Here is a 24,597-nt window from a genome sequence, read left to right as displayed (position 1 = left end):
CATAAAAATCATTAAATAATATTGGAATGTATTTAACTAAAGAAAAGAAAGAAGAGATTTTCGCACAACACGGTGGTGCAACAAACACTGGAAGCGCAGAAGGTCAGATTGCATTGTTCACTTATAGAATTTCACACTTAACTGAGCACTTGAAAAAAAATCGTCACGATTACAACACAGAGCGTTCACTTGTACTATTAGTAGGTAAAAGAAGAGCTTTGTTGGATTACTTGAAAAAGAAAGAGATCAACAGATATCGTGAGATTATCAAAGTATTGAATATCAGAAAATAATCAATATAGAAAAGAGGTGCGAAAGTGCCTCTTTTTGTTTTTACGGATTGTATTTAATTACAAGCATTTTATAAGAAAAAAAGTTTGGTTTTTCATTGGGTTTTAGATTAACAACAACTACACACAACAACTACAACACAACTAAAACCCATTGTATAACCAATAAGGAAATTTTATGATTCCACAATTATTTGTAGAAAAAATCGATTTAGGTGATGGCAGAAGCATCACAATCGAGACAGGACGTTTAGCTAAACAAGCTGATGGTTCTGTAGTAGTAAGAATGGGCGACACGATGATACTTGCAACAGCAGTATCTGCACGTAGCGCTAACCCAGCGGTAGACTTTTTACCATTAACGGTAGATTACCGCGAGAAATTTGCAGCAGCTGGTCGTTTTCCTGGAGGTTTCTTTAAAAGAGAAGCTCGTCCAAGCGATAGTGAAGTATTAACAATGAGATTAGTTGACCGTGTTTTACGTCCGCTTTTCCCAGACGATTACCATGCTGAAACACAAGTTATGATTCAATTAATGTCTCATGATGAAGAAGTTATGCCTGATGCTTTAGCTGGTTTAGCTGCATCTGCTGCATTAGCTGTTTCAGATATCCCTTTTTACAACTTAATTTCCGAAGTACGTGTTGCACGTATCGACGGAAAATTTGTAATCAACCCAAGTAGAGAAGACTTAGCAAAATCTGACATCGATATGATGATTGGAGCTTCTATGGATTCTGTTGCTATGGTTGAAGGTGAGATGAAAGAAATCTCAGAAGCTGAAATGGTTGAAGCAATTAAATTTGCTCACGAAGCTATTAAAGTTCAAATTCAGGCACAATTACGCTTGCAGGCTGCTTTTGGTAAAAAAGAAATTCGTACTTACGAAGGTGAGAAAGAAAACGAAGAAATTTACAAAAAAGTAAAAGCTGCAGCTTACGATAAAATTTACGCTATTGCAAAAGTTGGTTCGGCTAAGCACGAAAGATCTGCTGCATTTGCTGAAGTAAAAGAAGAAGTAAAAGCTTTATTTACTGAAGAAGAATTAGCTGCTGACGGAGATTTAGTTTCTAAATATTTCTACAAAACAAACAAAGAAGCTGTTCGTAATGTGGTATTAGAATTAGGTGTTCGTTTAGATGGTAGAAAAACTACAGACATCAGACCAATCTGGTGTGAAATTGATTACTTACCAAGAGTTCACGGTTCTTCATTGTTTACACGTGGAGAAACTCAGGCTTTGGCAACTGTAACTTTAGGAACATCAAGAGAAGCAAACCAAATTGATTCTCCATCTGAACAAGGTGAAGAGAAATTCTACTTGCACTATAACTTCCCTCCTTTCTCTACTGGTGAAGCAAAACCTCTACGAGGAACTTCAAGAAGAGAAGTTGGTCACGGTAACTTAGCTCAACGAGCTTTGAAAAACATGATTCCTGCTGATTGTCCTTATACAATTCGTATTGTTTCTGAAGTTTTAGAATCTAACGGTTCTTCTTCTATGGCAACAGTTTGTGCCGGAACAATGGCATTGATGGATGCAGGAGTTCAAATGGTAAAACCAGTTTCTGGTATTGCTATGGGATTAATTACTGATGGTGAGAAATTTGCCGTATTGTCTGATATTTTAGGTGATGAAGATCACTTAGGAGATATGGACTTTAAAGTAACCGGAACTGCTGATGGAATTACTGCTTGTCAAATGGATATCAAAATCGACGGTTTACGTTATGATATTATGGAGCAGGCTTTAGGACAAGCACGTGAAGGACGTTTACACATTTTAGGTAAATTAACTGAAACTATTGCTGCACCAAGAGCTGACGTAAAAGCACATGCACCAAAAATCATTACCAGAACTATTCCTGGAAACTTTATTGGAGCATTAATTGGACCTGGTGGAAAAGTAATTCAGGAATTACAAAAAGCTACAGGAACAACTATTGTGATCAACGAAGTTGATGAGCAAGGTGTTATCGAAATCTTAGGTACAGATCCTGCCGGAATTGAAGCAGTATTGGCTAAAATTAAGTCAATCACTTTCAAACCACAAATGGGAGAAGCTTATGAGGTAAAAGTAATTAAAATGTTAGATTTTGGAGCCGTAGTAGAATATACATCTGCACCAGGAAACGAAGTTTTATTACACGTTTCTGAATTAGCTTGGGAACGCACTGAAAATGTTACCGATGTTGTAAACATGGGCGATGTATTTGAAGTGAAATACTTAGGTGTTGATCCTAAAACCAAAAAAGAAAAAGTGTCAAGAAAAGCGCTTTTACAAAGACCTCCGCGTGAGGACAAAAAAGAGTAATCAGATCTTAGTTTACTAAAGGTTTATTCATAGAAAACCCCAATTCATTTATTTGACTTGGGGTTTTTCGTTTAAAAAAATAGATAATATATTACAATTTAACACTTATAGTTAAAAATTATAGCATTTTTTTGATACTTTTGAAATTTCCAAAGCAAATCATTAAAACCATACAATCCTTTGAAAAATTATCAAAAAAAATCTGCATTTCTTATTTTATTTGGATTATTCTTAAACATCTTTATTATTCACAGCCAAACAATTAATACTTCATCTCTATATAATTGGTTTGATAAAACTATTGGAAAGGAAAATCTTGAACTTTATAATGGTCCACGTCATATAAACTTTTACAGAACATTTGATAAGAGCCATAGTTATTATATTACAGATGACTATAGCAATGGCAACGTTAACTATCAAGGCCAAAATTATTACAACCTGAATCTCAAATATGACGTGAACCATGATGATTTAGTTTTGAAATCTGTTGGTGAATATGATTATTTGGGCATTAATCTAATTAAAGAACAAACAGCTTTTTTTACACTTCATAACAAAAAATTCATTAATATAGAACTCGATAACCCCCAACATCCTATTTATATGAATGGCTATTATGAAGAAATCATTTTATCAAAAAACAATACACTTTACATAAAGCATCATAAAAGAAAAGAAAAAGTTATTGGTGCACAAATAATATCCGATGGAGATAATCAAAATTCATCTGATGAATTTAAGGAAAAAAATGAATTTATTCTGAAGTACAAAAATGAGTACTACGAAATAAGTTCAAAAAGCGATATAATAAAAATTTTTCCAATGTATAAAAGTCAAATAAAAAAATATTATAACTCCAATGCTCAACTAGAAGAATCAAATAAGAATTTTTTTATTGAAAACTTAGTAAAAGAAATCAATAATCTTATCCCTAATGAATTCAATTAAAAAATGAGAAAAATTATATCCGTACTAATTTTATTAGCCTTTCACACATTATCATTCGGTCAGGAAAAAAGAAATAACATCTCAATTGAATTTAAAAATGCTGACTTAAAATCAGCGATAGAAAGTCTTGAAAAAACAACAGACTATAAGTTTTATTTTGATCAAAACTGGTTAGTATCTGAAACTGATTTAATAAACAAAAATTACAACAATAGCTCTGTCGAAGAAATACTTGATGGTTTATTTGAAAAGACAAAACTTAATTATTTCATTAAAGATAAAAAAATAATCCTAACCAAAAATAGCATTATTCATAGCACATTACCCGATAATTATTTTGAATCGACAATTGCTTCCCAAAGTAGTTCAGAAAATAAGAATATAACTAAACCGCTTTTTCATCAACAAGTGGAAGTACCGAAACAAAGCAACACAATTAATAATGGGATCACCTACATTGGTAAAGAGAAAAAAGGAGAAGAATCAAAAACATATGTTCTTTCTGGTATTATAAGAAATGAGAAAACCAAAAAACCCCTTTCTAATGCAATAATTAGTGTTCGTGGTAAAAACATCAGTACTACAACCAACAATGAAGGCTATTACAAAATAGAAGTGCCTTTTGGCCTAAATTATATCGAAATAGAATCGTTTAACCACAGAACTGATATACAGCCGGTCATGGTTTACGATAGTGGAACACTAGATAGAACTCTTTATGAAAACATAAATGAACTGGATGAAGTAGTCATAAACAAGAATGCAAATAAAAATGTAAAAAACGCCATTGCAGGTGTTTCAAGTATTGATGTAGAGGGAATTAAAAATATTCCTTTAGTTTTGGGGGAAAGAGATATTTTTAGAGTTGCAACCACTTTGCCAGGAATTAAAACTACAGGAGAAGGTTCTGCGGGATTTAATGTAAGAGGAGGAAAAGACGATCAAAATTTAATACTTTTAGATAATGCTGTCCTTTACAATACATCCCATTTTCTTGGGTTTTTCTCTGCTGTTAATCCATACACTACAAGCAAAGTAGATATTTATAAAGGTAGTATACCCTCAAGATTTGGCGGTAGATTATCATCTGTTTTTGACATTACAACAAAAAATGGCAATCCTGAAAAATTTTCAGGTGAAGGAGGAATTGGATCTGTAACAAGCAATCTGTCAATAAGTACTCCTATTATAAAAGATAAAGCCAGTTTATTGGTTGGGATAAGAGGTACTTATTCAGAATGGATTTTAAAAACTTTAAAAGACGAATCATTAAAAAACAGTGAAGCTTCTTTTTTCGATGGAATTATAAAGTACAATCACAAAATAACCGCTAATAACAATATAGAATCAACATTTTATTATAGTAAGGATCGTTTCAGTATTTCTTCAGATTCGATTTATAAATATAGTAATGCATTAATTTCATTAAAATGGAATCACTCATTTAATAGCAAAAGCAAAGCTGATTTAATATTTACTAATAGCGAATATAAATTCAACATTGATTATGACAACGGAGGAATAAATTCGTTTGATTATGGATATAAACTAAATGAAACACAGGTTATTTTAAACGGAAATTATTTGTTTAGCAAAAAACATGCTTTTAATTATGGGATATCAAGTAAGCTCTACAATGTTGACCCTGGCTATCTGCAGCCTAAAAAACCTGAAGCGACATTAGTTCCGGTAAACATAGAAGATGAAAAAGCCCTGGAATCTGCTGTTTACTTTTCAGACAATTACAATATAACTGAAAAATTCTTAATTACTTTGGGTTTACGATATTCAAGCTATTCAGCATTAGGTGAATCAAATCAAAGAATTTATCAGGATAATGCTCCAGTTAATGATAATACTGTCATAGGTTCAAAATATTACAAAAAAAATGAAATTATTAAAACCTACGGCGGATTTGAACCCAGAATTGCAGCACGATATTTAATAACTGATGATTTCTCTGTTAAAGCAAGTTATGATAAAACTTATCAATATATACATTTATTGACTAGTAATACCACACAATCACCAACAGATGCGTGGAAGCTTTCTGATTCAAATATTGCACCTCAGGAAGCACAACAATATTCATTAGGTTTTTATAAAAACTTTGATGATGACAATTTAGAACTTAGTTTAGAGGGATATTACAAAAAATCTGAAAATCTATTAGATTATAAAGTAGGCGCAGAACTTTTATTAAATAAAAACACTGAAACACAATTATTACAAGGAGAGGGAAAAGCTTATGGCGTTGAACTACTACTTAAAAAAAATACAGGAAAACTTAATGGCTGGCTAGGCTATACTTATGCACGTACATTTATTAAATCAGATAGTCAGTTTATAGATGAAAAAGTAAACAATGGTAATTATTTTCCAACAAATTTTGACAAACCTCATGAAGTGAGTGCCGTATTAAATTACAAATTCACAAAAAGATACAGCTTGTCAAGCAATTTTGTTTATCAATCCGGGAGACCAATCACCTATCCTATCGGAAGATATGTATATAACGGCCTAGAATATACCTTATACAGTGACAGAAACAAATTTAGAATACCAGATTACTATCGTTTGGATATTGGTTTTAATATCGAAGGAAATCACAAAATTAAAAAGTTATCACATAGTTTTTGGAATATATCAATCTATAATTTATTGGGAAGAAACAACCCCTATTCTATCTTTTTTGTGACAACAAATGGAGAGATAAAAGCATACAAAACCTCTATATTTTCGGTACCTATTCCAACCATAACTTATAATGTTAAATTTTAATAATAAAATAAATGGAGATCATAATCCGACTTACGAGACTTTTATATAAAACAGCCTTCCTAATGCTTTTTTGTGCTTCTATAGTAGGTTGTACAGAGCAATATGTTTTTCAAACAAATTCTACATTTGAAAGCATTCTTGTCGTACAGGCAAATATTACAAATGAATTAAAAAAACAGGAAATAAAAATTACCAGATCATATCGCCTTGAAGAAAACGGACCTGCGTTTGAAAAAGGAGCAATTGTTTATTTAACTGATAGCGATAACAACAACTTTGAGTTTGAATTTGAAGAATTTTCGGGTCTTTATGTCTCAAAAGATGATTTTCAGGCTATTCCGGGAAAATCGTATCAATTAAACATTACCACAAAAGATGGTAAATCATATGTGTCTGAGAAACAAGTCCTGACGACTGTTAATGAAATTCAGGTTGAAGCAAAAGCTGAGACTGTCGATGGTAATAAAGGAGTGCAAATAATGGTGAGCAGCTATGATCCAAATGCAAAATCACAATTCTACAGATATGAATATGAAGAAACTTATAAAGTGATATCTCCTTATTGGTCTCCAAATAAACTTATTGTAGATCCTAATGATCTCAGTCAAACACCAAATTATTTAAGAGTTCCTAGAGATAGGGAAACAAGAATTTGCTATGGCACAAAAAAATCAGACGATATAATTTTATTAAACACAGTAGGTCTAAACGAAGACCGTATTAATTTACCAATACGTTTTATAGATATTAAAGATCCTATTATTGGTGAGCGATATAGTATTTTAGTCCGTCAATATGTTCAAAATTTAGAATCATATACTTTTTACAAAACATTAAAATCTCTTTCTACATCTACAAGTCTCTTCTCACAAGTTCAACCAGGATTTAATTATGGAAATCTAAAGTCAACTGACGATCCCAATGAGAAAATAGTTGGCTATTTCGAGGTTTCTTCTGTTTCATCGAAAAGAATTTTCTTTAATTTTAGAGATATATTTACTACTGAATTCTTCCCTCCATTTTTTGTGAATTGCCAACCAATAGAACTAAGAAATTGCTGGACCCAAGGCTGTGCAGGATATACAATTCTTGCCTTAGTACAATCAAAAGCACCTGAATTAGTATATTATTCAGATATGGATAATTTGTCAACAATTATATTTGTTCAACCAGCTTGTGGTGATTGTACTTCAATTTCATCTAATATTAAACCTTTATTTTGGATAGATTAAAAAAAACAACCGGTATAATAATGCTATTAGCTATGAATACATTAGCTATAGCACAAAATAGTTTATCAAACAAAAATGAAACCATAAGTAAATCTACTAATGAAAGTATTTTTGTACATTTAAGCAATACATCATTAATTGTTGGCGAAACAATACACTATAAACTATATAGCTTAAACCCTGCTAACAATACTTCCAGTAAAATAAGTAAAATTGCATATGTAGATCTTGTTAGTAATGATAATCAGATTATTTTCACCAATAAAATTTATCTGGAAAAGGGAATAGGTCAGGGCGATTTTTTTATTCCGACAACAATTGAAACAGGCAATTACAAACTTATAGCTTATACAAATTGGATGTTAAACAAAATCGACAACAAAATCAATGCAACTGATCTTTTACTAATTAATCCATACATAATTAATAAAAAACCAATCTCTAAAGATTTACACTTACAAACGAATCAAGTAAGAATTTTAGAAAATGAATTAGTTGCTGAAAATTTAGCTAAACAAAAAAGTTTTACATTAGAAATTAATAAAGGTAACTTTCAGAAAAGAGAGCAGGTTTTTTTAAAAATAAAATCAATACTTATTGATAATATTGCAGGAAGCTATTCTCTCTCCGTGAAAAAAATTAATGATTTACCATTGATACAGCAAATGAGCGCTACTGAATTTGCAAAATTAAACCTGAATAAAGAGCAAATAAATGCGATTAAAGATTCTATTCAATTTCTTCCAGAGCTTAGGGGTGAAATATTATCAGGTAAAATTACAAACAATAAAGATCCAAAAAACATAAATGGTAAGAGCATCGCATTGTCAATGCCTGGTAAAGATTTTGCATTTAAAATAGTCAAAACAAATCAATTCGGAAGATTTAATTTTATTCTTGATAAAAATCCAAACTCTACAAACGTCATTATTCAGGTGCTGGAAAATGATAAAAATGGTTATAAAGTAGAGATTGACAAAAATAAAGGTTATAATAATTTATCAGAATTAAAAATTAATGATGAAATTAGTCTAACTGCTGATCTTAAAAATAATATAGAACAAAGGTCAATTGCAAATCAAATAGAAAATGCTTATTATTCAATAAAAAAAGACAGTACTATAATTAATTCAAAAACAAGTTCATTTTATCATCCTTTAGAAAAAGAATACATTCTTAGTGATTACACAAAGTTTCCTAGCCTGAAAGAAACAATTACAGAAGTTATAAAAGAAGTCTACTATCGTGAAAAAGACAATAATTACACATTAGGGGTTAGAGATATAAATTATGATATGAATTATTTCTCTGAACCAGCACTAGTGTTAGTTGATGGATTATTAATTCAAAATACCAATGAATTAATTGACTATAAAACTGATAATATATACAAAGTTAGTATTGTACCTGGAATATATTTTTATGGCCCAAAAGCATTTAATGGAATAATTAGTTTTACTACAAAAAACAATGATTACACAACAAAAGAGACCGGTACTTATATTTTAAAGACAGAAATTCAAAGACCTTTAAATAAAACTGTATATTTCAAACAAGACTATACCGACAGCACTAAATACGACAGAATTCCGGATTACAGATACCAATTACTTTGGCAGCCCGAATTAAATCTGGATAAAAAAGAAAACATAATTTCTTTCTTTACTTCTGATGTTTCAGGAACATTTGAAGTAAGTATAGAAGGATTTACAAATGAAGGAATTCCAGTTTCATTAAAAGAAACTTTCGAAGTAAAAGATTCAGTTTCAAACTAAAACTAAAATTATTTAAATAAAAAATCCCGTTTCAATAGCTTAGAAACGGGATTTTTATTTTTTTTTCAAAATAGTTGTAACTTTTTCGTAACTTATTACGTATAACTAATTGTACACTTTAAAAATAAGGAGACAATACAATGAGACAACTTAAAATCACCAAGCAGGTAACCAATCGTGAAACTGCATCGTTAGATAAATATCTACAAGAAATCGGAAAAGTTGACCTAATTACCGCTGATGAAGAGGTAGAATTGGCACAAAGAATAAAGGCTGGTGATCAAAGAGCTTTAGAAAAACTTACAAAAGCCAACCTACGCTTCGTAGTATCGGTTGCTAAACAATACCAAAATCAAGGATTAACACTTCCTGATTTAATTAACGAAGGAAACTTAGGTTTAATCAAAGCAGCTCAGCGTTTTGATGAAACTCGTGGTTTCAAATTTATCTCTTATGCAGTTTGGTGGATTCGTCAATCGATCCTTCAGGCTTTGGCAGAACAATCACGTATCGTTCGTTTACCATTAAACAAAATTGGTTCTATCAATAAAATCAACAAAATGTATGCGTTACTAGAGCAATCTAACGAGCGTCCGCCTTCTGCTGAAGAAATTGCAAAAGAACTTGACATGACGGTAAATGATGTAAAAGAGTCTATGAAAAACTCTGGTCGTCACTTATCAATGGATGCGCCTCTTGTTGAAGGTGAAGATTCTAACCTTTATGACGTTTTACGTTCTGGAGAATCTCCAAACCCGGACAGAGAGTTAATTCACGAATCATTGCGTACTGAAATTGAGCGTTCATTAGAAACATTAACTCCTAGAGAGGCAGATGTTGTTCGTTTATATTTCGGTCTTGGAGACCAACACCCAATGACTTTAGAAGAAATTGGAGAAACTTTCGACTTAACTCGTGAGCGTGTTCGTCAGATTAAAGAAAAAGCAATCCGCAGATTAAAACACACTTCAAGAAGTAAAATCCTTAAAACTTATTTAGGATAATAAACAATATAAATTTCAATATTTAAATTCCAAATTCCAATTCTATGTTGGAATTTGGGTTTTTCAACTTGGAATTTTAAGATAAACAACAGTTTGATTGACTGTTCGTTTTTTGATTGATGATTGAAACTCCGGCTGATTACCGGAGTTTTTTATTTTTTATTGGAACGTTTTTTTAACCACAAAGTTCACAAAGGTTTTTCTTTTTAAATCTTGTAAAATACAAAGTTCGCAAAGCTTTGTGAACTTATAAACTCATCAAATCAAAATAAAACATTGCCAACTTTGCGTAAAACCTTTGCGGACTTTGCGGTAAAATGCAACACAAAATAACTTTACCTAAATCCTTGTAAATTTTGCGTTTAAAAAATTTATCTTTGCAAAAAAATAACACACACAACTACACACAATGAAGAATACACTTATTGCTCCTTCTGTTCTTGCAGCTGATTTTGCTAATTTACAACGTGATATCGAAATGATTAACAATAGCGAGGCTGATTGGTTTCATATTGATATTATGGATGGAGTTTTTGTTCCGAATATTTCTTTTGGAATGCCAGTTTTGGAAGCAATTTCAAAACATGCAAAAAAAACAATCGATGTTCATTTAATGATTATTGATCCGGACAGATACATCAAAACTTTTGCTGATTTGGGAGCAAATATTTTAAGTGTTCATTACGAAGCTTGTACTCATCTTCACAGAACATTACAGGCCATCAAAGCGGAAGGAATGAAAGCTGGAGTTGCCATTAATCCACACACTAATATCGATCTTTTAGAAGACGTTATTAACGATATTGACTTAGTTTGTATTATGAGTGTGAATCCTGGTTTTGGCGGACAATCGTTTATCGAAAACACGTATGCTAAGGTTAAAAAACTAAAAGATTTAATTACAAGAAAAGGTGCATCAACTATTATTGAAATTGACGGCGGTGTAACCAACAAAAATGCAAAACAATTAGTAGAAGCCGGAGCAGATGTTTTAGTTGCCGGAAGCTTTGTTTTTAAAGCTGAAAACCCAACTCAAACTATTGCTGATTTAAAAGTCCTTACTGCTTTTTAAGTTTTTTAAATTTGGAAAGAAATCAATTCCGGTCATTTTTTCAAGAGTTTCAATAGGAACTACAAAATCATAAAGTGACTTATCGCTATCTTCATTAGGAACTAAGAAAGCAATTGCTTTATGCACGTTTCCGGATTTAGCTAAAACAATTTTATAAAAATATTTAGGAACAGATACTTTTTCTGTTCCTATTTTTTTATCTGAATCTTTCAAAATTCCTCCCGTAACCACATAAACATCATTATATTTACCAGCCCAATAACGCGTTTTCTGTTCGATTCGATTCCAAATTCCGCTATTAAAATCATGCTTTTGAGGCGAAATATTCGAGGTATAAAAAGTATCATTGTAAGCGTCCTTATTAAACTCCATATCTCCAGCCGGACAAAGATGGCCTTTGTCATATCCTGAATTTTTATAATTTCTCCAATCTGCAGAACCTGTAGTTACTTTTGGATCTTCAATAAAATAAGGCCTTTTAAAATCATTGTTTTTTAAATATTCTTTTTTCAATTCATAGGCAACCCATTCGGCCTGTTCAAATTTTTCATTGTATGATAATGTATAATACTTATGTTTTACAATTTGATTTGTTGTTGATGTTGGCAAATAAGTAACATTATATCCCGAATCAGTACTATTTTGCCCTGAAACAAAAGATGAAGTATCTTTTTCAGATTCCTCTTTTACAATCTCATCTTTCTCTTTAATATCATTTTTACAAGAAAATAACGCCAAACCAATCAAACTAAACACAAGACTTTTTGTCATATTATTTTAATTAAAATTCATAAAAAAACGCTCCGTAGATATAAACTTTCGGAGCGTTTTTATAATAAATTAATTCTCTAAGAAATTAAGATTTTACCAATTTATCTTTTTTGATTTTACCTGAAGTACCACCTTTAGCAACTCCGCTTTTGGTTTGTAAATCATCTAAAACATTTAATGCTTCTTCTACATAAACATCTTTTGATAATGCCTGGTGCCAAGCTTCTCTTTTTTCTTTTAAAGTGGCATCATTTTTAATTTCAAGCTCTTCATATGGTAAAGATTTAAAAACCAAGTTGTTTTTGTATTCTGAAATTGGTTTGTATTTTTTACCCTCATTTTCCACTTGTTCCTGAGTTGCTTTAAAACTATTGATATTTAAGCTATAAGTGTTCTCTTTGTTTTTAATATCAATCCATTTTGCATTATCTTCAATTAATTTAAATTGAGGATTTTGAGCAATTCTGCTGGTACTATTCGCAATCGCCTGATTAAATTTTTGATTTCCTGTCCAGGTATTATAATCTGCCTGATCAATTTTATCCCATGGCATTGCATTATCAATATCGCGTTCTCCCATTTTTAAGTAAGCATAACGATCCGGCATAACAACATCACTATGAACACCTTCTAACTGAGTTGAACCTCCGTTGATTCTGTAGAATTTTTGTCCTGTAATTTTTAAAGCTCCTAAATCGCCATAACTTGCATTACGAACAAACTGGTTCAGATCAAGAACATTTTGCACAGTACCTTTACCGTAAGTTTGTTTACTTCCAATGATGATACCACGCTTATAATCCTGAATTGCAGCTGCTAAAATTTCTGAAGCCGAAGCAGAGAAACTGTTAACCATAATTACTAAAGGTCCATCCCATTCGATTTTTTTATCTTTATCGTATAAAACTTCTTTCTTTTTTCCGGCAGATTTTACCTGAACAATTGGTCCTTCTTCAATAAATAAACCTGCGATATCAACCACTGTCGATAAAGATCCACCACCATCATCACGAACATCAAGCACAATTCCGTTGATATCTTCTTTTTTCAGCCTTTCTACTTCCAGAGCAATATCTTTTCCGGCATCACGGCCATCTTTATTTTCAAAATCGATATAAAATTTAGGTAAATAAATTACCCCATATTTCAATCCGTTTTTCTCTACGATACTTGATTTTGCATATGTTTCTTCAATTTCAACAACATCTCTTATAATAGAAATAACCTTGATACTTCCGTCTACTTTTTTAACAGTAAGTTTTACTTCAGTTCCTTTATGACCTTTAATTTTTTTCACAACATCATCCAAACGCATCCCTACAACATCTACAGGCTCTTCGTTTCCTTGTGCTACTTTCAAAATTAAATCTCCGGCTTCAAGCTGTTTTCCTTTCCATGCCGGGCCACCAGAAATCAACTCATCAATTTGAGTAAAATCATTTTTCTTAGTCAATCTTGCTCCAATTCCTTCTAATTTTCCACTAATATTTACATCAAAACGATCTTTTTCTTCCGGTGCAAAATAACTTGTATGTGGATCAAAACGTGTCATAATAGAGTTCACGTAAACAGAAAACCAATCTTCTTTATTTAAATCTTTAATAAGACTAAAATTATCATCTAAAGATTTTAACGAACTTTCGCGCGTTTCTTTTTCTAAAGCTTCAAAAGATTTTACTTTATAAGCAGGATCTGCTTTTTTCTTATCTTCTTCTAATTTTTGTTTTGTAACAAGCGACGAAAGTGTAGATAATTTAATCTGTTTTCTCCATCTTTCATTAATTTCCGTTAAGCTTTTAGCATAAGGCAATGTCTCATAATCTGCATTAAAAGTCTCATCAACATTGTAATTGAAAGGCTGAGCTAAAATAGTTTTATAGCGTTTTTTGCTTTCTTCCATACGCTTCATTAATCTTGTATAAGTAAGATTAAAAAACGTAAGATCCTTATTTAAAAATTGATCATCGAGCTGTAATTCATATTGCTTGAACTCATCAATATCAGATTGCAAAAAGAATCTTTTTGAAGGGTCAAGAGCATCGATATAATCCTTAAAAATTCCTTTAGAAAAGTCGTCGTTTATTTCTGCCGGACTATAGTGTCCTTTTTCAATAACGAAAGCAAGTAATTCTAAAAGCGTTTTATCTCTATTCGGATCCGGATCATCTTGTTTATCTGCATTAATTTTAAAAGCAAATAATGTCAAAGACAAGCATAATACGGCTATAAGTATTTTATAATTTCTTTTCATAAACTTAATAATAGCATTCATCAAATTTTTTAATCTAAGTTACGGTAAAAACTGTGCCAACAAAGCCAAGCTCACTATAATTTTTTGTTAAAGATATAAAAATGTTTGAACTACCAAAGCCATCTTAAATTTAGTTGACAAAATTTATTTTATTTGTTACTATTCTACCAAAATCTGTCACTACATTTGCCTTATATAGTGCCTTAACAGCGTATATGCATATTTATGGAAAAAGAAAAACCTTTAATATTAGTTACCAACGATGATGGTATTTTGGCACCCGGAATAAGGGCTTTGATCAGTGTTATGGAAACCATTGGAGAAGTATTAGTTGTCGCTCCGGATAAACCTCAAAGTGCGATGGGACACGCGATAACAATCAACAATACCTTGTTTCTGGACAAAATATCCAAAGAAGAAGATCTTATTGCAGAATATAGCTGCTCCGGAACGCCGGTTGACTGCGTTAAACTGGCCGTAAATGAAATCTTAAAAAGAAAACCAGACCTTTGTGTTTCAGGAGTTAATCACGGATCAAATTCTTCTATAAACGTCATTTATTCCGGAACCATGAGCGCGGCCGTTGAAGCTGGAATTGAAGGAATTCCTGCAATTGGTTTTTCATTATTAGATTTTAACTGGAATGCCGATTTTGAACCCATAAAATCTTTTATCAGAAGAATTACGCTCGAAACACTTGAAAATGGATTACCAAAAGGCGTAGTTCTAAATGTTAATTTTCCGAAATTAAAGGAAGATGAAATTAAGGGAATAAAAATTTGTCGTCAGGCGAAAGCGTATTATGCGCAGAAATTTGATAAACGACAAACTCCTTTCGGTAAAGATTATTACTGGCTTACCGGCGTATTTACAAACGAAGACAAAGGTGAAGATACTGATGAATGGGCATTAGAAAATGGCTATATTTCTGTCGTTCCCGTACAATTTGATTTAACAGCGCATCACACTATGCAACAACTTAATACTTGGAAATTAAATGAATAAAAAAGATATTTTAATTGGTTTTATAACCGGAATTATTATTGCTTTACTGGGAAGTTATTTGTTTATAAAACTCTTTACCGATTTTGATATTTCATCTGGAATTAAAATCATAAAACAATATGGTTATTTAGGAAAAGTAATTGCTTTGGGCACCACTTTAGACTTAATCGTTTTTACAATTTTTCTAAAAATAAACAAAGAATTCATGGCGCGGGGAGTCATTTTTGCGGTAATTATTTTAGCCATTTCTACTTTGTTTATTTAAATTCTATCTTTGCATAGCAAAATTTTGTTTGTGTTTGAAGTGAAAACGCAATCTCAAAAATACTTTTATGAAATACTATATAATAGCTGGCGAAGCTTCTGGAGATTTACACGGTTCAAATTTAATGAAAGCTTTATATGAGGAAGATCCTCAGGCTGAAATTAGATTTTGGGGCGGTGATTTAATGCAAAAAGCCGGAGGAACTCTGGTAAAACATTATCGTGAACTGGCATTTATGGGTTTTGTTGAAGTGATTTTCAACCTGAAAACCATTTTGAGCAATATTACTTTTTGCAAAAAAGACATTACTTATTTCCAGCCTGATGTTATTATATTTATCGATTATCCGGGCTTTAATATGCGCATTGCAAAATGGGCAAAAGAGTTAAATTACAAAACGCATTACTATATTTCTCCTCAAATTTGGGCTTGGAAAGAGAACAGAATCAAAGCCATAAAACAAGATGTCGATAAGATGTTTGTGATTTTGCCTTTTGAAAAAAGTTTTTATGAAGACAAACATCACTTTCCGGTAGATTTTGTTGGCCATCCTTTAATAGATGCCATCCAGAATCAGCCTGCTTTTGATGAAGCCATTTTTCGAAAAGAAAACCAATTAAGCGAAAAACCAATTATCGCTGTTTTACCGGGAAGCCGCAAGCAGGAAATCACCAAAATGCTAAGTTTAATGCTAAGTGTTGTTGATGATTTTCAGGATTATCAATTTGTAATTGCCGGAGCTCCAAGTCAGGATTATGAATTTTACAAGCAATTTATTACCAATAAAAACATCAAATTTATCTCGAATAAAACGTATGATTTGTTACGTTCTTCAACAGCCGCACTTGTTACATCCGGAACTGCTACTTTAGAAACTGCACTATTTAAAGTTCCAGAAGTTGTTTGCTATAAAGGAAGCTGGGCTTCGTACCAAATTGCAAAACGTATTATTACTTTAAAATACATTTCGCTTGTCAATTTAATTATGGATCAGGAAGTTGTAACCGAATTAATTCAAAATGAGTGTAACCCAAAACGCATCAAAGAAGAGTTACAAAAATTACTGGACCCAAATTACCGTGAAAATCTCCTAAAAAATTATGATATTTTAGAACAGAAACTAGGCGGAGTTGGAGCCAGTAAAAAAACAGCAAAACTTATTGTTGCCGATTTAAAATCTTAATCTTTTTATTTTGAAAAAAACACTCGTTTTATTATTTCTGTCTCTGTTGGTTGTTTCGTGCAAATCGACTTCAACTACAGTAAGCAAAACCGAATCCAAACGAGAAAACAAATATATCGTAAACAATTTGGTTGACACTGCCACAGAAAATCTTGGCGTACGCTACAAAGCAGGTGGAACAACCAAAAATGGTTTCGACTGTTCTGGTTTAGTTTTTACCACTTTTGAATCTCAAAATATAAAATTGCCCAGAAGTTCTTATGAGCAAGCTAAAATTGGAAAAATAATTAAATTGAATGATGCTAAAAAAGGAGATTTAATCTTCTTTAAAACCAATAAAAGTAATCAAATCAATCACGTAGGCTTAATTACTCAGGTTACTTCTGATGAAGTAAAATTCATTCATTCTTCCACTTCTAAAGGCGTTATAATTTCGTCAACCAAAGAAGTTTATTACAAAGACTCTTTTGAACAGGTCAATAGAATAGTCGATTAATATTATTCGGCAAAATATTATTTTTCTTACAAAATTTTCAATACTTTTAAATCATGAAAGTATTCGATTTCCCTTTGGTTAAAATTACCATTTGTTTCATGTTAGGTATTTTGATCTGCCATTTTTTTCGGCCATCAATTTTGATAACTATAATCAGTTTTATTGTTGGTGCATTTTCAATTTCAATTCTATATTTTTTTTCACATAAAAGCAAAAAAATCAATACACTTTTTGGAGTTGGCGTTTGTTATCTTTCGTTTTGTATTGGTATTACAACTTTGTTAATCAACACAGATTCTCTTCAAAAAGGCAACTATATACATTGCAAAAAAGCTTTTGTTACACCGCAGTATATTACTTTAACGCTGCGCGAAAAAATAAAAAGCAATAGTTATAACGATCGATATATAGCCCTTATAAACACGATTAACGAAAAAGTTTATTCTGGCAGAATTATCATAAACGTGCAAAAAGACAGTTTACCAAATTTTGTCATTATGGGAAATAAAATCAAGGTAAAAACAATTCTTCAAGAGAATAGTTCGTCTAAAAATCCCAATCAGTTTGATTACAGTAAATATTTAGAGAACAAACAAATTTATGCTCAAATTTATACGTCAAAAACAGAGATTGTTATCAACAGAAAAATCACTAAAGACATTTGGTTTTATGCTTCTCGCTTAAATACCAGAATAGTTGATAATCTTCAAAAAGCAAATTTTAATAAAGACGAAATGAATGTTGCAATGGCTTTAATATTGGGACAGCAACAGGAGATTTCTGCAGATATTATTCAGGATTATCAAAATTCGGGCGCAACACATGTTTTATCGGTTTCAGGATTGCATGTGGGTTATATAATGTTATTTATTCTTTTTATTTTAAAACCAATTCCAAACACAAAAAAAGGCTCTTTTATAAAACTAATTGCAATAATAATTTCGTTAGCGCTTTTTGCTGTTGTTTCCGGACTTTCACCACCGGTTTTACGTTCAGTTGTTATGTTTTCTTTTATTGCAATTGGAAATCATTTACACAGAAATACAAATACTTACCATACTCTCTTGGTTTCCATTTTATTAATTTTACTTTTTGAACCTTATTTTTTATTCGATGTTGGATTTCAATTAAGTTATATTGCATTATTTTCTATTGTTTGGCTTCAGCCTTTATTGAAAAATATCTGTTCTCCAAAAAATAAAATTCTCAAATATCTGTGGGAAGGATTAACTGTTTCATTTGCCGCTCAAATAGGAACATTTCCTATTTGTTTGTATTATTTTCACCAGTTTCCGGGTTTGTTTTTTGTGACTAACATCCTTATTTTGCCTGTTTTATCCTTTATAATGATAGCCGGAATTATTGTTATGGTGATTTCTATTTTTCAGAGCTGTCCGTTATTCATTGTTCAAATTTTCGAAAAAAGTATTTTTATATTAAATCTAATTATTCACTATGTTGCTTCTTTTGATTCTTTTGTAATTCGAAATATCAGTTTCAATTCCTATTATTTGCTCACATTTTATTTAGCCACTATAAGCGCTATTATATGGTTTAAAAAACCGGATTTCGGTAAATTTTGCATATTTCTTATCACTGTAATTTTATTGCAAACATCCTTTCTTTACACCAAAAAAGAAACGGAAAGCCAACATGAACTTATTGTTTTTAATACATCCAAAAAAACAATTATTACAAAAAGAACCGGGAAGGAGGTTATGCTTTTTACAAATGATAGTCTTTTAAAAAAAGGAACAAAAAATAGTGTTACAGATGCATATCTGGTTGGAAATTTCGCCAGTTTGAAAAATATTGAACCCATTAAAAACACTTTATTTTTTAACGACAACAAAATTCTTTTGATAGATAGTACAGGTGTTTATGAAAATAGAGTTCAGCCGGACATTATTATTCTGACTCAATCTCCAAAAATAAATTTAGATCGAATGCTGCAAGAACTCAAACCAAAGGCAATAATTGCAGATGCAACAAATTCAAATGCTATTCAGAAAAAATGGAAAGCCAGTTGTATAATAAAAAATATCCCTTTTCACTCAACTCGCGAAAAAGGATATTACAAATTAAATTAAAATAGCAATTATTCTTCCGGATTCAAAATCAGGTTTGATTCTGATATCCAAGCCTTGACACCTCCGGCTTTATAGCCTATTTTGCCTAAAGAATTAAAGTTAGTTTTTCCTTTTCTGATAGTTGCTGTGGCAAAACATGCCTGAGGCAATTCATCTATACCAAAGGCATTTTTTAAAGAAAGATTTTGTTCCCTTACACTCTGAGATGCTGATGAATCTGATAAATCAAGTTTTACTAGAATAACATTTTTATTTGACCAATTTAGAAAATCAGGTGTATTAAAAATTTCAGTCTGAATTTTTTCCTGCGTACTTGTAGCTGTAAAAAAAATCAGTAATGGTTTTCTCTCTTCATTACTTACTGCAATGGCGTTTGTAAGGTCTGTATTCCAGACAAGTCCTTGCGATTGCACTAAAAATGAACCTAAAAAGAACAGTAGGATAAGTAGTTTTTGGGTCATAAAAATTAAGGTTTGGTTATAATAATTGAACCAATTTAACATAAATACATTAAAAAACAACTCCTAAACAGTTAAAAAATTAAGGAAATTTTAAGAAAAAAGAAATCAATAATAAATCGATTAAAAAATATCAAATTGAAAAAAAAACGCATCCGAAAATAACAAAAGTCCTGATAATGAATGATAAGATAATTTTAAAAAAATATCCCTTTTCATTATGACATGAAAAGGGATCTCTACAAATTAAACTAAGAAAACTTAATTTAAATTTATTTTATTCACTTTCTACCGGATGAAGAATCGCATTAGACTCATTAATCCAGGATTTTGCTCCGCCTGGTTTATACGCAAGTTTTCCTAATGCACTAAAAGTGGTTTTATTTTTTCTAACAGAAGCACTTGCAAAGCAAACTTCCGGTAATTCTACAACACCAAAAGCATCTTTTAGCCTAACATTTTGTTCTTTATCGCCGTCAGAGGCATTAACATCAGATAAATCCAACTTAACAAGTATGACATTATCACGAGACCAAACAGCAAAATCGGGTGTTTTAAAAATTTCATTTTGAAGATTTTCCGGTGCACCTGCACCAGTAAATAAAATCAACATTGGTTTTTTTTGTTCATTACTTATAGCAATTGCATCAGTCATATTAGTTCTCCACACTAAATTTTGAGAATGTAACATAAATGAACCAAAAAAAACGAGTAGGATAAGTAGTTTTTTATTCATATTAATAGGTTTGGTTAGATTAGCATGACGAAATTAACATAATATTTTAATTTTCCAAGTTTTATTAATATAAAAAATACACTATATGTTTTTTTAAGACTAATAAAATATCAAAATAATAATTTACAAAAATGCAATTAAAAACTTTTCCTACTAAACAAAAAAAACTCCCTATATTGCTATAGGGAGTTTCTTAAATATTTTAAACTAAACTTTTTACGATTTTTTCGGATGTACAATTCCTTCAGCAACTGCTAACCAGGCAGATGGGCCTCCGGCAACATATCCTGTCTGACCAAGTCCTTTAAAATTCACTTTACCATCTTTGGATTCTGCGCTGGTAAAATAAATTGTTGGGAATCCCTGAATTCCGAAAGCCTGTTGCAATTCGTTATTCTGATTTTTTATTTCAGGAGTCTGAGGCGTTCTTCTTGGATAATCCAACTCAACCAAAATAACATTGTCACTTGCCCACTTTGTAAACTCTGCAGTTTTCAAAACTTCATTCTGCAAACGAATACACCATCCACACCAATCGCTTCCTGTAAAGAACATCAGCATTGGCTTATTTTCTTTATTACTTACAGTAATTGCTTCTCTAACATCAGTGTACCATTTTAATTCTTGTGCTTGCGAGGTAAATGCGCCCAATACAAACAAGGCAACTAAAAATATTTTTTTCATGGTTGTTTTATTTTTTGACAAATTTAAACAAAAAAAGAATCCGTAAATGTCGACTATTTAACTTCTTGCATTAATTTTTTTATCAAAGGCGTTGTTACTATCAAAACAATACCGGCAACTAGTGCATAAATCGCCAATTGGTAATATCCGTCTGTATACGCAATAAGCTTAGACATTAAGGTAGTTCCTGTATTAGCATTGGACATTTCTGACCCTAATTTTCCTGCTGCAAATTGCCCGAATGCGCTAGATAAAAACCATAATCCCATCATCATACCAAACAATCTTTTTGGTGATAATTTAGTAATTACAGACATTCCGATTGGCCCAATACAAAGTTCTCCAAGTGTATAAACCAAATATCCAAGTGCAAATAAATCCAATGAACTTAAACCATTTGCATCAACAAAAAATCTGGCACTATAAAATATAAAGAAACCTACAGCCAATAATATAAACGAAAGTCCGAATTTAATGACGGTGTTTGGCTCAATTTTTCTTTTGTACAAAAAGATCCATAACATCCCAACCAACGGGCTAAAAACAATAACATACAATGAATTTATACTGTTATTAACTACGTTCGGATCTATGCTAAACCATAACAATTTATTAGTTAAATTATCTTTTGCGAATAGTGATAATGAACCTCCTGATTGCTCAGAAATAGCCATAAACATAAAATATCCGAAGATAAAAATGAAAGCTGCTAATAATTTATATTGCTGTTTTCTCTCTTTTATCTGAAACAATTCATATAAAAAGTATAATAATGCCGCTACCCCAATGGTATACATAAAATACTCTGTAAAATCAGAATTGATTACCATTATATAAACCAATGGTATTACAATAATAGAACCGGCATAAACTGCTATTTCGTAAAGATTACGTTTTTTTGGTGTATGGTTTTCAAGAGGCGAATTTCCAATTGGTGCTAAGTGTTTCTTCGTTAAAAGAAAAGTAATAACCCCAATAATCATCACAATTGCCGCAGAAAGGAAACACAAACTCCAGGAATAGTTTTTTCCTAAATAAATAGGAATAGCACCACCCAACATTCCACCGATATTAATACCGGCATAAAACATTCCGTAACCGGCATCTCTGCGTCCGTCATTTTCATGATATAATTCACCAACCATTGACGATACATTTGGTTTAAAGAAACCAGTACCAATAATAGATAACGTAATTCCGTAGTAAAAGAAATCATGTGGAGAAGCTGCAATAAGCAAATTCCCCAAAATCATTACGATTCCTCCAAAAAGCAACGACTTTTTAAAACCTAAAATTTTATCGGCAAAAATTCCTCCAATAAAAGTAAAAGCATAAACAAAAGCCTGAATTGCTCCGTATTGAAGATTTGCTTTTCCTTCCAATAAACCTAATTGGTCTACCATAAAAAAGGCTAAAACTCCTCTCATTCCGTAGAAGCAGAAACGCTCCCACATTTCAACTAAAAACAAATACCACAACTGTTTTGGGTATTTGCCTTTAAAATCTTGTATTTGTTCTAATGTAATTGTACTGTTTTCCATTTTATCTAACTCCATGCATCATTTTTTTCAAGAAAGGAGTCAAAGCAAACAGCAATAAAGCTGCAAGTCCGGTAAGGACAACAAATACCATGAAAAACTCGTATAAATTATGAATTTCGAATCCAACAAAAAAGTGATTGTGAGCACTAATCTGATGTTTCTCCAAAAGAGCCAATTGCTCAGCTGTCGGTGTTATTTTATTATCTAAAACTGACTGAAGATCAATTCCTAATTCTTTTGCTTTTACGAATTTATCTCCGGTTGCAGGCAGGATTGAACCTAAAGTTCCTCCTAAAGCATAACCAGACGCATTCGATAAGAAAAACACTCCGTATAATAAAGAGGCAAAACGTTTTGGAGATAATTTACCTACCAATGACAAACCAATTGGCGATAAACATAACTCTGCACATGTATTTAAGAAATATAATAAGATAAGCCATTTTACTAATAACAATCCAGAAGTTCCAATGTAGGAAACCTGAGTAGCGATCATAAAGAAACTAATACAAATGATCACCAATCCTGCAGCCAGTTTTACAGGAGAAATTGGTTCTTTGTCTTTTGCTCTTAAATAATCCCAAAGAATACTAAAAGGAACGGCCATTACAACCACAAAAAGTCCGTTGAAAATTTGTACCATTGAAGGCGGCATTTGCCAGCCAAAGAAATGTCTGTCTGTTTGGTTGTCAGCAATAAAAGTAAGCGAAGAACCTGCCTGCTCAAATGCTGCCCAGAAAAAAATAATAAAGAACGAAACGATATAAATTACAATAATTCTGTCTCTTTCAATTTTAGTCAAAGAAGTATCAGAAATAATTAATCCGGCTAATGCCAAACCGCTCGAATAAATCAAAGTATAAATTAAATTTTGACCTACGGCATAATGAAAAAAGAAACCTAAACCAACAAATGCAACTCCTGCAATAATAAGTGCTTTTGCAGAAAAATTTGCTTTTTGCGATTCTCCTTCTTCAAAATCTTCTGCAACATTTTTAGACGGCAAACCTCCTAATGGTCTTCCTTCCGGAGAAACCACATATTTATTTTTCAAAAAGTAAAAAAGAACAGTTCCAACAAGCATTGCGCCAGAAGCCGCCATGAAACCCCATCTAAAAGCATGAATATCTCTAATTCCACCGGTATCTTTAACATCACCTAATAAAGGACAAATAGACTGCCCTAAGAAAGCACCGATATTAATTCCCATATAGAAAATAGTAAAGGCAGTATCCAGCTTTGTTTTTTCCTGTTTTGGATACAAACTTCCCACCATACTTGAGATATTTGGCTTGAAGAATCCGTTACCAAAAACAATAACTCCTAATCCGCAGTACATAATAGCTTTCGCTAAAGACAGATTAGATTCAAAAATACTTCCACTGGTAAATAATAACATTTGCCCGATGGCCATTAATAATCCGCCCAGTAAAATACAATTTCTATTACCTAAAAAGCGATCGGCAATAAATCCTCCCAACATTGGAGTCAGATAACAAAGTCCCAGAAAACCTCCGTAAATCAGCGAGGCTTCTTCTTCTTTCATCAATAATGAGTTTACAAGAAATAAAGTCAATAAAGCCCGCATTCCATAAAAATTGAACCGCTCCCACATCTCCGTCCCGAACAAAACCCACAGTCCCTTTGGATGCGCCGTTTTCACTTGAGTTCCTTCCATATTATTCACTATTTATTTAA

At 31.7% G+C, this 24,597-nt stretch carries 20 protein-coding genes; 13 read left to right on the top strand and 7 right to left on the bottom strand.

Annotation, left to right across the window (positions count from 1 at the left end; all coding sequences use genetic code 11):
* Positions 1 to 26: 26 nt before the first annotated feature.
* The 8 genes from rpsO (at position 27) to rpe (ending at position 11,419) form a co-directional block, all read left to right on the top strand.
* On the top strand, positions 27 to 293 hold the full coding sequence (gene rpsO / locus AC3QL1_RS07240) for a 30S ribosomal protein S15 (protein WP_007804772.1): 267 nt from the start codon (positions 27 to 29) through the stop codon (positions 291 to 293).
* A gap of 175 nt (positions 294 to 468) precedes the next feature.
* Positions 469 to 2,604 carry a polyribonucleotide nucleotidyltransferase gene (locus AC3QL1_RS07235; protein WP_492496373.1) on the top strand — a complete coding sequence of 712 codons (2,136 nt, stop codon included), beginning with the start codon at positions 469 to 471 and terminating at the stop codon, positions 2,602 to 2,604.
* A gap of 180 nt (positions 2,605 to 2,784) precedes the next feature.
* Entirely contained in the window at positions 2,785 to 3,555 is a 771-nt protein-coding gene (locus tag AC3QL1_RS07230) for a hypothetical protein (protein WP_492496371.1), read from the top strand.
* A 3-nt stretch (positions 3,556 to 3,558) separates the two neighbouring features.
* On the top strand, positions 3,559 to 6,336 hold the full coding sequence (locus tag AC3QL1_RS07225; RefSeq protein ID WP_492496369.1) for a TonB-dependent receptor: 2,778 nt from the start codon (positions 3,559 to 3,561) through the stop codon (positions 6,334 to 6,336).
* An 11-nt stretch (positions 6,337 to 6,347) separates the two neighbouring features.
* Complete coding sequence (locus tag AC3QL1_RS07220) at positions 6,348 to 7,568, top strand: DUF4249 domain-containing protein (protein ID WP_492496368.1); 1,221 nt, start codon at positions 6,348 to 6,350, stop codon at positions 7,566 to 7,568.
* Complete coding sequence (locus tag AC3QL1_RS07215) at positions 7,556 to 9,343, top strand: hypothetical protein (protein WP_492496366.1); 1,788 nt, start codon at positions 7,556 to 7,558, stop codon at positions 9,341 to 9,343. Before AC3QL1_RS07220 ends, AC3QL1_RS07215 begins: the two co-directional genes overlap by 13 nt.
* Before the next feature lie 140 nt (positions 9,344 to 9,483).
* A complete protein-coding gene (locus tag AC3QL1_RS07210; RefSeq protein WP_007804760.1) occupies positions 9,484 to 10,347 on the top strand; it encodes a sigma-70 family RNA polymerase sigma factor in 864 nt (287 codons plus the stop codon).
* Positions 10,348 to 10,756: 409 nt separating this feature from the next.
* Positions 10,757 to 11,419, top strand: a complete 663-nt coding sequence (gene rpe, locus AC3QL1_RS07205) for a ribulose-phosphate 3-epimerase (RefSeq protein ID WP_264536041.1) — start codon at positions 10,757 to 10,759, stop codon at positions 11,417 to 11,419.
* Here the strand turns inward: rpe and AC3QL1_RS07200 are convergent.
* Both AC3QL1_RS07200 and AC3QL1_RS07195 read right to left on the bottom strand, forming a co-directional pair.
* Positions 11,396 to 12,190: a DNA/RNA non-specific endonuclease gene (locus AC3QL1_RS07200; protein WP_492496363.1), complete on the bottom strand. Its 795-nt coding sequence runs from the start codon at positions 12,188 to 12,190 to the stop codon at positions 11,396 to 11,398. The two genes, rpe and AC3QL1_RS07200, sit on opposite strands and share 24 nt — an antisense overlap.
* A gap of 85 nt (positions 12,191 to 12,275) precedes the next feature.
* The gene (locus AC3QL1_RS07195; RefSeq protein ID WP_492496361.1) at positions 12,276 to 14,462 is read right to left on the bottom strand and encodes a carboxy terminal-processing peptidase; all 2,187 of its coding nucleotides are present in this window, start codon (positions 14,460 to 14,462) and stop codon (positions 12,276 to 12,278) included.
* A gap of 204 nt (positions 14,463 to 14,666) precedes the next feature.
* Here AC3QL1_RS07195 and surE point away from each other — a divergent pair, with 204 nt between their 5' ends.
* The 5 genes from surE (at position 14,667) to AC3QL1_RS07170 (ending at position 19,480) form a co-directional block, all read left to right on the top strand.
* Positions 14,667 to 15,446 (top strand): 5'/3'-nucleotidase SurE, encoded by a 780-nt coding sequence (gene surE / locus AC3QL1_RS07190; RefSeq protein WP_492496360.1) that lies wholly within the window; start codon positions 14,667 to 14,669, stop codon positions 15,444 to 15,446.
* Positions 15,439 to 15,711: a hypothetical protein gene (locus tag AC3QL1_RS07185; RefSeq protein ID WP_492496358.1), complete on the top strand. Its 273-nt coding sequence runs from the start codon at positions 15,439 to 15,441 to the stop codon at positions 15,709 to 15,711. The genes surE and AC3QL1_RS07185 overlap by 8 nt, the downstream gene beginning before the upstream one ends.
* A gap of 67 nt (positions 15,712 to 15,778) precedes the next feature.
* Entirely contained in the window at positions 15,779 to 16,894 is a 1,116-nt protein-coding gene (lpxB, locus tag AC3QL1_RS07180) for a lipid-A-disaccharide synthase (protein ID WP_492496356.1), read from the top strand.
* A gap of 10 nt (positions 16,895 to 16,904) precedes the next feature.
* The gene (locus tag AC3QL1_RS07175; RefSeq protein WP_492496354.1) at positions 16,905 to 17,390 is read left to right on the top strand and encodes a C40 family peptidase; all 486 of its coding nucleotides are present in this window, start codon (positions 16,905 to 16,907) and stop codon (positions 17,388 to 17,390) included.
* Positions 17,391 to 17,443: 53 nt separating this feature from the next.
* Positions 17,444 to 19,480 carry a ComEC/Rec2 family competence protein gene (locus AC3QL1_RS07170; RefSeq protein ID WP_492496353.1) on the top strand — a complete coding sequence of 679 codons (2,037 nt, stop codon included), beginning with the start codon at positions 17,444 to 17,446 and terminating at the stop codon, positions 19,478 to 19,480.
* A gap of 8 nt (positions 19,481 to 19,488) precedes the next feature.
* On the opposite strand, the gene AC3QL1_RS07165 is transcribed toward AC3QL1_RS07170, so the two are convergent.
* The 5 genes from AC3QL1_RS07165 to AC3QL1_RS07145 all read right to left on the bottom strand — a co-directional run bounded on the left by AC3QL1_RS07165 (position 19,489) and on the right by AC3QL1_RS07145 (position 24,577).
* Complete coding sequence (locus AC3QL1_RS07165; RefSeq protein ID WP_492496351.1) at positions 19,489 to 19,941, bottom strand: thioredoxin family protein; 453 nt, start codon at positions 19,939 to 19,941, stop codon at positions 19,489 to 19,491.
* Between the two features lie 274 nt (positions 19,942 to 20,215).
* Positions 20,216 to 20,674 carry a thioredoxin family protein gene (locus tag AC3QL1_RS07160; protein WP_492496350.1) on the bottom strand — a complete coding sequence of 153 codons (459 nt, stop codon included), beginning with the start codon at positions 20,672 to 20,674 and terminating at the stop codon, positions 20,216 to 20,218.
* Positions 20,675 to 20,890: 216 nt separating this feature from the next.
* On the bottom strand, positions 20,891 to 21,358 hold the full coding sequence (locus AC3QL1_RS07155; RefSeq protein WP_492496349.1) for a thioredoxin family protein: 468 nt from the start codon (positions 21,356 to 21,358) through the stop codon (positions 20,891 to 20,893).
* A 53-nt stretch (positions 21,359 to 21,411) separates the two neighbouring features.
* Entirely contained in the window at positions 21,412 to 22,899 is a 1,488-nt protein-coding gene (locus AC3QL1_RS07150; RefSeq protein ID WP_492497541.1) for a peptide MFS transporter, read from the bottom strand.
* Position 22,900: 1 nt separating this feature from the next.
* Entirely contained in the window at positions 22,901 to 24,577 is a 1,677-nt protein-coding gene (locus AC3QL1_RS07145; protein ID WP_492496347.1) for a peptide MFS transporter, read from the bottom strand.
* Positions 24,578 to 24,597: the final 20 nt, after the last annotated feature.

The sequence above is a fragment of the Flavobacterium sp. GW823-FHT04A11 genome (assembly GCF_058796535.1).
This window is presented reverse-complemented; position numbering and strand designations above follow the sequence as displayed.

Bases quoted from the DNA above. Each gene is read 5' to 3' on its own strand.
- rpsO (WP_007804772.1), top strand. From the start codon at position 27: ATGTATTTAACTAAAGAAAAGAAAGAAGAGATTTTCGCACAACACGGT.
- AC3QL1_RS07235 (WP_492496373.1), top strand. From the start codon at position 469: ATGATTCCACAATTATTTGTAGAAAAAATCGATTTAGGTGATGGCAGA.
- AC3QL1_RS07225 (WP_492496369.1), top strand. From the start codon at position 3,559: ATGAGAAAAATTATATCCGTACTAATTTTATTAGCCTTTCACACATTA.
- AC3QL1_RS07220 (WP_492496368.1), top strand. From the start codon at position 6,348: ATGGAGATCATAATCCGACTTACGAGACTTTTATATAAAACAGCCTTC.
- AC3QL1_RS07210 (WP_007804760.1), top strand. From the start codon at position 9,484: ATGAGACAACTTAAAATCACCAAGCAGGTAACCAATCGTGAAACTGCA.
- rpe (WP_264536041.1), top strand. From the start codon at position 10,757: ATGAAGAATACACTTATTGCTCCTTCTGTTCTTGCAGCTGATTTTGCT.
- AC3QL1_RS07200 (WP_492496363.1), bottom strand. From the start codon at position 12,190: ATGACAAAAAGTCTTGTGTTTAGTTTGATTGGTTTGGCGTTATTTTCT.
- AC3QL1_RS07195 (WP_492496361.1), bottom strand. From the start codon at position 14,462: ATGAATGCTATTATTAAGTTTATGAAAAGAAATTATAAAATACTTATA.
- surE (WP_492496360.1), top strand. From the start codon at position 14,667: ATGGAAAAAGAAAAACCTTTAATATTAGTTACCAACGATGATGGTATT.
- AC3QL1_RS07185 (WP_492496358.1), top strand. From the start codon at position 15,439: ATGAATAAAAAAGATATTTTAATTGGTTTTATAACCGGAATTATTATT.
- lpxB (WP_492496356.1), top strand. From the start codon at position 15,779: ATGAAATACTATATAATAGCTGGCGAAGCTTCTGGAGATTTACACGGT.
- AC3QL1_RS07170 (WP_492496353.1), top strand. From the start codon at position 17,444: ATGAAAGTATTCGATTTCCCTTTGGTTAAAATTACCATTTGTTTCATG.
- AC3QL1_RS07165 (WP_492496351.1), bottom strand. From the start codon at position 19,941: ATGACCCAAAAACTACTTATCCTACTGTTCTTTTTAGGTTCATTTTTA.
- AC3QL1_RS07160 (WP_492496350.1), bottom strand. From the start codon at position 20,674: ATGAATAAAAAACTACTTATCCTACTCGTTTTTTTTGGTTCATTTATG.
- AC3QL1_RS07155 (WP_492496349.1), bottom strand. From the start codon at position 21,358: ATGAAAAAAATATTTTTAGTTGCCTTGTTTGTATTGGGCGCATTTACC.
- AC3QL1_RS07150 (WP_492497541.1), bottom strand. From the start codon at position 22,899: ATGGAAAACAGTACAATTACATTAGAACAAATACAAGATTTTAAAGGC.
- AC3QL1_RS07145 (WP_492496347.1), bottom strand. From the start codon at position 24,577: ATGGAAGGAACTCAAGTGAAAACGGCGCATCCAAAGGGACTGTGGGTT.